Annotated in this window: 6 protein-coding genes; 4 read left to right on the plus strand and 2 right to left on the minus strand. The window is 36.6% G+C overall.

Annotated elements, in window-relative coordinates; all coding sequences use genetic code 11:
• Both G1O98_RS34900 and G1O98_RS34905 read left to right on the plus strand, forming a co-directional pair.
• Positions 1-900 (plus strand): glycosyltransferase family 4 protein (locus G1O98_RS34900; RefSeq protein WP_163938399.1); only part of this gene is annotated, 900 nt, incomplete at its 5' end.
• Between the two features lie 110 nt (positions 901-1,010).
• On the plus strand, positions 1,011-2,450 hold the full coding sequence (locus tag G1O98_RS34905) for a TylF/MycF/NovP-related O-methyltransferase (RefSeq protein ID WP_163938402.1): 1,440 nt from the start codon (positions 1,011-1,013) through the stop codon (positions 2,448-2,450).
• Positions 2,451-2,566: 116 nt separating this feature from the next.
• On the opposite strand, the gene G1O98_RS34910 is transcribed toward G1O98_RS34905, so the two are convergent.
• Positions 2,567-3,340 carry a putative sugar O-methyltransferase gene (locus tag G1O98_RS34910; RefSeq protein WP_163938405.1) on the minus strand — a complete coding sequence of 258 codons (774 nt, stop codon included), beginning with the start codon at positions 3,338-3,340 and terminating at the stop codon, positions 2,567-2,569.
• A gap of 715 nt (positions 3,341-4,055) precedes the next feature.
• Here G1O98_RS34910 and G1O98_RS34915 point away from each other — a divergent pair.
• On the plus strand, positions 4,056-5,375 hold the full coding sequence (locus G1O98_RS34915) for an ABC transporter substrate-binding protein (RefSeq protein WP_163938408.1): 1,320 nt from the start codon (positions 4,056-4,058) through the stop codon (positions 5,373-5,375).
• A 21-nt stretch (positions 5,376-5,396) separates the two neighbouring features.
• Here the strand turns inward: G1O98_RS34915 and G1O98_RS34920 are convergent, their stop codons facing one another.
• Positions 5,397-6,113: a hypothetical protein gene (locus G1O98_RS34920; protein ID WP_163938412.1), complete on the minus strand. Its 717-nt coding sequence runs from the start codon at positions 6,111-6,113 to the stop codon at positions 5,397-5,399.
• 1,049 nt (positions 6,114-7,162) lie between these two features.
• On the opposite strand from G1O98_RS34920, the gene hemE reads away from it, so the two are divergent.
• Positions 7,163-8,224: a uroporphyrinogen decarboxylase gene (hemE, locus tag G1O98_RS34925; RefSeq protein ID WP_163938415.1), complete on the plus strand. Its 1,062-nt coding sequence runs from the start codon at positions 7,163-7,165 to the stop codon at positions 8,222-8,224.
• The last annotated feature ends 176 nt before the right edge of the window (positions 8,225-8,400 follow it).

Consider the following 8,400-nt stretch of genomic DNA (forward strand, 5'->3'; position numbering starts at 1 on the left):
ATCCAAGAGTATAAATATTTTTTAGATAAGCTTGGACATCAAGTAGATATTTTTAATAATAAAGATGTTAATGGAGTTATAGATAAAATCAATAATGGAAATTATGATTTTGTACATTTACACGCCTATGAATTTGCTAGTCAATTCAATAAAAGCCTAGAGCAAAAATATTGTTTTAGTTGTCATAATGGCTATTTTTTTAAACAAGATAAATGGGAAGAAGATTTTAAGGAAGGATTTCAACATTACCTAAATGCACCTGGGATAATTGCCCTTTCTAATCCAACAAAAAACATTTTTATTAAAGCAGGCTATTCTGGATACATATCAGTGCAAATAAACGGTATTGATACTCAAAAATTGAATTTCAAAGAAGAAGGAAATAATAAAGCTATTTGTTTGGGTTGGATTCAACCGAGAAAGCAACAAAGATTGCTAGCAGAAACGATTGATGGCAAGTTAGGATTAGATTTTGTTGGGCCTTTAGATGACCCTAATTTTAAAGAAGGAACCACGACAAAACATTTAGGTATCTGGGGCTTAAAACAAGTTTATAATAATCTCACAGCTTATAATTGTTTAGTTTTAATTAGTAATGGAGAAATTGCACCGCTTGTAGTACTAGAAGCAATGGCGGCAGGTTTATGTGTCGTTGTTTCAGAATCTGCTAGTGCTAACTTACACTCCAAAGAGTTTATTAAAGTTTTGCCAGATGATATATTAACTAATGCTACCGCTGAAAATAAAAAAATTGTTTGTGACACAATTATTGATTTAATTGAGAAAAATAAATCTTTTCGCCAAGAAATTGTAGAACATGTCAGAGAAAATTTTGATTTTAGTTACATCATCAAAAACTATATTCAGATAATTGACGATTTTAGCAAGTTTGATTATTAGTAAGCCATCAATCAGTAACTGTGTATATCTAATACTGCATCACAGTAATAGGCATGGGGTTAGCAGCGAATTTTGCAGCAAAAATTACGATATTTAAGGAAAAATGAATCATGAATAAAGAAACGATAGAATTTATTGACAGAACATTGTTAGCAGATGGAGATTATGTTTCAGTTGGGCTTGAAATTATCAAACCAGATAAATGTTTTCCCAATATGATTGTAGAAGATATAAATACTTCTGATTTGCATTCTCTAAAGCATGAAATTCCTCATAATCTGTATGTAGATAAAAGAGAAACAGATGTAGGATTTCTCAGTCGGGATGAAGCACATATTCTTTATAATACTGCTCATAAGTTTAGGGATAAAAAAGCTTTAGCTATTGGCTGTTGGTATGGTTGGTCTGTCTGTCATCTGGCATTAGCAGGAGTAAAATTAGATGTAATTGATGCTCTATTAGTCAGAAAAGATATTCATGAAAGTGTAACTAACTCTTTGCGATGTGCAGGTGTCCTGGACTCAGTTAATCTAGTAAGTAGTAATATTCCACAAATAATAGAGGAGTTAGCCGAACAATTACAACGCAAGTGGTCGTTGATTTTTATTGACGGAACTAATGAAGCTATAAATCCACTCAATTATGCAATTATCTGCGAACAATTAGCAGAGACAGAAGCTTTTATTCTATTTAATAACTTAAATTCTCCCGATGTTACCCAAGGCTTAGATTACTTAAAGCAAAAAGGGTGGAACACAATGATTTATCAAACAAGACAGATTATGGGAGTTGCTTGGCGTGGCAATATTGAGCCAGTCCAACATCAGCCAGATCCAAATGTTAATTGGAGTGTACCAGAGCATTTGCAAAACTATCATGTAAGTGAATTATCATCAGATTCAGTAAATGAATTTATGGAAATTATTACTGCTATCCGACCTTATACCTTATTGGGCGAAATACGCTTATTTTCACTTTACTCTCTAGCAAAAAAAATTTGTATAGAAGATATTCCCGGAAATTTTGTTGAATGTGGAAGTTATAAAGGGGGAGCAGCAGCACTTTTAGCATCCGTAATTAAGCGATACAGCTTGCGCCCACGTCTACTTTATGCATGTGATACTTTTGAAGGAATGCCCGAACCGACGGAAATAGATATATATAATGGAATACCTGCAAATGAAACTGGGTTTGGAGTTGGCACTTTAAAAGCTCCAATTGGAGAAAATATACAAGCGATTTGTCAATTGTTAAAAGTCCAAGATATTGTTGTACCTGTTAAGGGTTTGTTTGCTAATACATTGCCTCAATATAAATCAGAGATAGGCAATATTGCTTTTATGCACGCTGATGGAGACTGGTATGAATCAACAATGGATATCTTCAATACGCTCTATGATAGCGTTGTTATTAATGGGATGATTCAGGTGGATGACTATGGACATTGGGATGGTTGTCAAAAAGCCTTACATGACTTTGAGCGTTTGAAAGAGGAGAATTTTAACTTGCATCGAATTGACTACACTGCGGTGTGGTTTAAGAAGGGTTGAATAATATTTAACAGCCCAATACTTTTAGAAGGATGTCACTTAATTTTTGAGTTATGTATTGGTCTGTTAAATATCTGCCTAAGTTTTATTCAATTTGGATAAATCCGGTATTTTTTTTACCAGACTAAAGTACAATCTTCAGGGTCTAATATGCCAACTTCTTTATTGACTCTGATTGTAGGAATGATTTTAATTAACTCTTCTTTTGTATATGAATTAAAATCTTCTGGATTGATTTCATTGTACGTAATATAACCTTTAGTGGCAGAAAGAAACACCTTTTCTAGATAAATATCTTGTATTTCTCGCCTCAGTTCCGTGAAGGCATAATTGCTAATTACAAGATCATAATTCTCTTTAAATAATTCATTCATTGTCTTATAGACTAGTGTCGTGTTTAATGGGTAATGATCTAAATATCTTTGGGCTAGCATTAGCACTGGTTTTAGATCAACCAACGTATAGGTTTTTACCTTAAAATAACTACTGACAATTCTACATAGCCCTCCATAACCAACTCCGATTTCACATATATTTAAGTTGTCTAGAGTGCCAAATTCAGATTCTAAATCTGACAAAATTTTTATGTATCGTAGGGTAGGTGGTGCGATTGTACCAATGCCCTCGTAATCAAAAACTATAGGATTGCCAATCCGATCATTTTTAAGAAATTCATTAATCTTGCTCAATACCTTAGAAGAAGAATTTTTGGTTGCTTCCAGATACTCTAAGCCTTGACCGAAGTCGTCGTGTTCTAATGCGATCTTGTATATTTCATTGCGACGAAAATCTTTAAATATGGAAGAATTCAAGCTAGCTTTTAAACAGAATTCAGGATAGTCAATATTGTCAGTCAGGCTGGTTTGTAAAACCTTATCTTGGGAGTTCATGCTTGCTACTGTCCTTATTTAGGCATAACTATTTATTCAACTTAGTTGCCCAGCTAGTCTATAAATGAAGAGTTATAAGTCACTTATAAATAAAAGCTGAATACAGAAGAGTCTATGAATAGTTCTTCTGTAAGCTACCAAGCAGATACTGTGATAGAGGTCGATGCTTAATAGTTCTCTTATCTCAGAGTTTAGTTACAAAACTGACCTCAACTCTTACGTGTAAAATTACCATACATCAGCTAGAGATTCAATATTTTGGATAAAACAACCCAAATACTCTCTATGACAGCGTTCTCGCTAATGGTATAATTATAATGCTGATGAGTAACTACGGTTATTGGAAAAATTATTATACCAATTATTTCGAACCTGCACAAAATAAAGGTTGGTCACACTTGGGTCTTAGTCGCAAAGTTTGACCAACCTCACAGGTAATCGGGATCAGAATGCTTTACATAAGTTTGAACATTTGAGAGGTAAGCAATTTAACCTTCATCAAATTGCCTACATTATGGTGTATTTTAGGAAGAGTAAATTCATAGATACTCAACACATATAAAAATAGATTAAATATATAAACATAAATACTTGCATACGGAGTTTTTAGTCTCATTATTAATTTATCTATGAAGCCTTCAATTATCCTTTATTCTTCATAATTATATATTTTACTTTTCATCCTTCAAATAATGCAATTGATTAACTACTTGGCATGAAATCTACTCTTTTCAAATCCCAAATTCAAAAAACTTTCCGCCAGACGACCCATTCTGCTTGGCGGCTTTCGTTGGTAGGAATTATTCTGAGTATATTTTTAATGTTCTTATCTGGTTGTCAGGGGACATTCCAGAATAATGATAGAGTAATTAATTTGAGTTTATGGCAATCCATAAATCCTCCTGCTAATCGGGATGTGTTTAACAAACTAGTAAATAAATTTAATCAAACTCATACTGATATCCAAGTAGAATCTATCTTCATAGGTCAACCCCAATTGCCAAAAATATTAACAGCAGTTGTGGGCAATACACCTCCAGATATTCTGTCATTCGATCCTCAATTGACAGGTCAGTTTATGGAACTAGGGGCAATTCGACCTTTAGAAGAATGGCTGGACAAATTGCCATTGAAGTCGGAAATTAGCCCCAACCTATTGGAGGAATTAAAATTAGACGGTCATCTTTGGTCAATTCCACTTTACACGAGCAATCTAGGAATTTTTTACCGACCTAAACTTTTTCAAGCTGCGGGAATTACGCAAATTCCTAAAACTTGGGAAGAGTTAAGGGAAGTCGCCAAAAAACTGACCATAGATCGGAATGGTGATAATAAACCTGAACAGTACGGAATGTTGCTGCCTTTAGGAAAGGGAGAATGGACTGTCTTTAGTTGGTTTCCTTTTTTATTAGGTGCTGGCGGCGAGGTAGTGACAAATAACCGTCCGAATTTAACGAATCAGGCAGCTATTAGTGCTTTGCAATTCTGGCAAAACCTCATGAAAGATGGATCAGTAACGCTTTCGCCTCCTGAACGTGGTTATGAAGAGGATGCTTTTATCGCGGGCCGAGTTGCGATGCAAATCACAGGGCCTTGGACTTACATCATGAAGTCTAATGTTGATTATCAAGTTTTCCCTATACCTGCGAGTGTTGAGCCTGCTACGGTGACAGCGACGGGAATATTGTATCTAATGAAGACCACGCCAGCAAGAGAGAAAGCAGCACTCAAATTTTTAGAGTATGTTTTGAGTGAAGAGTTTCAAAAAGAATGGAGTGTCGGAACGGGTTTTTTACCAGTTAATATCAAAGCTGGTCAAAGTGAAGCTTTTAAGGAATTTATTAGCAAAAAACCTGTTTTAAAAGTATTTATGGACCAGATATCTGTATCACTTCCTCGACCAATTATTGCTGGATATAGTCGTCTTTCTGACAGTCTGGGTCGAGCGATTGAGGCGACATTACTAGGTGAGTCTGCCGAAAAAGCACTCAAGGCAGCACAAGAACGTTTAGAACTTATTTGGGATGACAAATGAAAATCCTGAAGAAACTCTAGTTTAGCGATGTGGATTTCTTTTTAATGTACACAAACCAATTGCTGGTATAGCTCCCAGTATGACTGCCGTAAGCCCTTGTCCACTCCAATACAATATGAAATTACGGCTTGCTTCTGGAATCAGATTTTGCACCAGAAAAAGCATCCAAACCAAAATAGTAATTAGTAAGAAAGAAATTGAGGGTAGAAAATTCCACCACCAAATACCTGCTGTATATCGTCTCAGTACCAGCCATTGGCAAAGCCCTAGCCAAACACCCGAAATTATATATGCGATCGCAGATAAAAATCCGAAAATAAAAGTTTCTTCAGGTGATGATGAGGCTATGGATGAAATATAGTTAATCCAGGCTGTAGAAACACCGTTGGCAATCAGCCAACCGACGCTAGTCGCAAATAGCCATTGTAAACCCGGTAAATATCGGTAAACAATCAGGGCTTGGTCAGCAGCAAAAATTACGGCAAATACAACATTACTGAGACTTCTGACCAAAATACTCCATGTTTGTGTCTGGAGAGCAATACCCGGTAAGTTTTGGAGAATAATTTTCTCTAAGGCGATACTGGCAACGCCACCCACAACCCATCCAATCAGGGTCATTAAGGTAAACTGAATAAAGAACCTTTGTCGCTGCGATCGCAGAATCAAAAAGTTTCCTGAATTAAGCTCGTTTTTAGCAGACCCAACACGATCAGGACTATTAGAGTCAGTTTCCATAAGAAATTAGGGTAGCGAGGGAATAGGGAGATTAAGAAGATATGGGGAGAATGGGTAATGCCCACTCCTCAGTTAAATATTGATTCTTGTTTTATCCTATTTCTCACTCGTCAGTCCCTATTTTCTATTATTTACCACTCTCTAAAAGGGAGTTTATTATGTCAATAATAGCGGTAAATTGTCAATAAACTCGGAACTAATCTCATTAACTTAAGCTTATTGCTAAAGGGTTAAGAGTCGCCCGTCATAGATATATACCTAACACAACGACAGTTGCTAGCTTTTGGAAATGTTAAGAGCATAGCTTGCTTCCCCCTAGGGGTACAAGTGCGTATCACCCAACGCAGTGGCTTCCCTACAGAAATTTTATTTTTACTTTATAAATAATTTTTTAACCTTAGTTGCGATTATCAGGATACCTGTTGAAAGTCCTTGAATGATGTGTATCGAGGTTGTGCTTCGATATACATTTTTTACTTTTTACAGCTTGGCGACGATATCACAGCATTCTTTATGCAGTACGAATCGTTTTTAGACTTCCAAAAGATAAGAGGCTACTCTAGTAATCCTAAATCATTCATGAGAAAGAAAATCCCTGAAGAACGTATTTTTAATCTCATTATTTTTTAATATTTAAGTTTATATTTATATATAAAACTTTGAAAACATTTTTTATTTCTACTTAGTTAGATAATTGAAATATATTTAGTGATAGAAGCTCTATTAATGAGTGTTCAATAGGTTGTGCAGGGCGGCTGCATTATGTCAATAAGAGCAGTATATTGCAAATAAAACCTCATTAGCCGATGCTTGTTGCTAAAGCTTTAGGTGTATTCCATCGTAGACATCGCTTTGAGACTTGGAAACTAAACCAAACGAGAAATGCTGATTTTTTCGTTGTTTCTTAACTTAGTTGCGATCGAGAGCAATCAATTTAGATGCGTTTGCCCTACCATTACCCTTTTGCTGCCAACCTGTTGAAAAAGCGTAATCCTAGAATGATAAGCTAAACAGTGGCATAAAAATTGTGACTTAGGATGAAGTGATAAATGGGTCTTCCTTCAACAACTCCTCATCTCTTACGGGCTGCTCGCGGTGAAGTAGTAGATCGTCCCCCTGTATGGATGATGCGACAAGCGGGACGATATATGAAAGCATATCGAGACTTAAGAGAGAAGTATCCTTCGTTTCGCGATCGCTCGGAAATTCCAGATGTAGCAATTGAAGTTTCCTTGCAACCGTGGAAAGCCTTCCAACCAGATGGAGTAATTTTATTTTCTGATATTGTCACCCCATTACCTGGTTTGGGCATTGACATGGATATTGCGGAAGGTAAAGGGCCAATCATTCACTCCCCCCTCCGCACTCAAGAACAAATTGATCGTCTGCATCCCTTAGAACCAGAAGCAGCTCTACCATTTATCAAGACAATTTTACAAGCTTTGCGTTCTGAAGTAGGCGATAAATCAACAGTGTTAGGCTTTGTGGGTGCGCCGTGGACATTAGCAGCTTATGCAGTTGAGGGAAAAGGTTCTAAAACCTACTCCATCATCAAAAACATGGCATTCTCAGATCCGACGATACTGCATCAACTGCTAACTAAATTAGCAGATGCGATCGCCATCTATGCCCGCTACCAAATTGACTCTGGCGCTCAAGTTGTGCAAATGTTCGATTCTTGGGCGGGTCAATTGAGTCCTCAAGATTATGACACCTTTGCTCTCCCCTATCAGCAACGAGTTTTCCAGCAAGTCAAACAAACCCATCCCGATACACCATTGATTTTGCTAGTTAGCGGTAGTGCGGGTGTGTTGGAAAGAATGGCACAATCTGGCGCTGATATTGTCAGTGTAGACTGGGCAGTGGATATGGCAGATGCACGGGCAAGATTGGGTAAGCAAGTCAAAGTTCAAGGAAATCTTGACCCAGGCGTGCTATTCGGTTCTAAACAGTTTATCCGCGATCGCATTCTCGATACCGTTCGCAAAGCTGGTAATTGGGGTCATATTCTCAATCTGGGTCATGGTGTCCTTCCAGAAACTCCCGAAGAAAATGTCGCTTTCTTCTTTGAAACCGCAAAGGAATTGAATCTTGCAGGAGTTAAGAGTTAGAAGTTATGAGTTATGAGTTATGAGTTAGGAGTTATGAGTCATTAAGTTATCAGTTGGGAGATGCAGAGTTATTTTTAACTCCTCATTTTTGACTTTTAACGGTTCTTCCGGTACTTTTATGGTAGTTACTAAATTTCAGTAAATTTTAGTAACTACCTTTTAATAATGCTAATCCT

Origin of the sequence: Nostoc sp. UIC 10630, assembly GCF_010747425.1 — a bacterium.
Lineage (GTDB): Bacteria > Cyanobacteriota > Cyanobacteriia > Cyanobacteriales > Nostocaceae > Nostoc.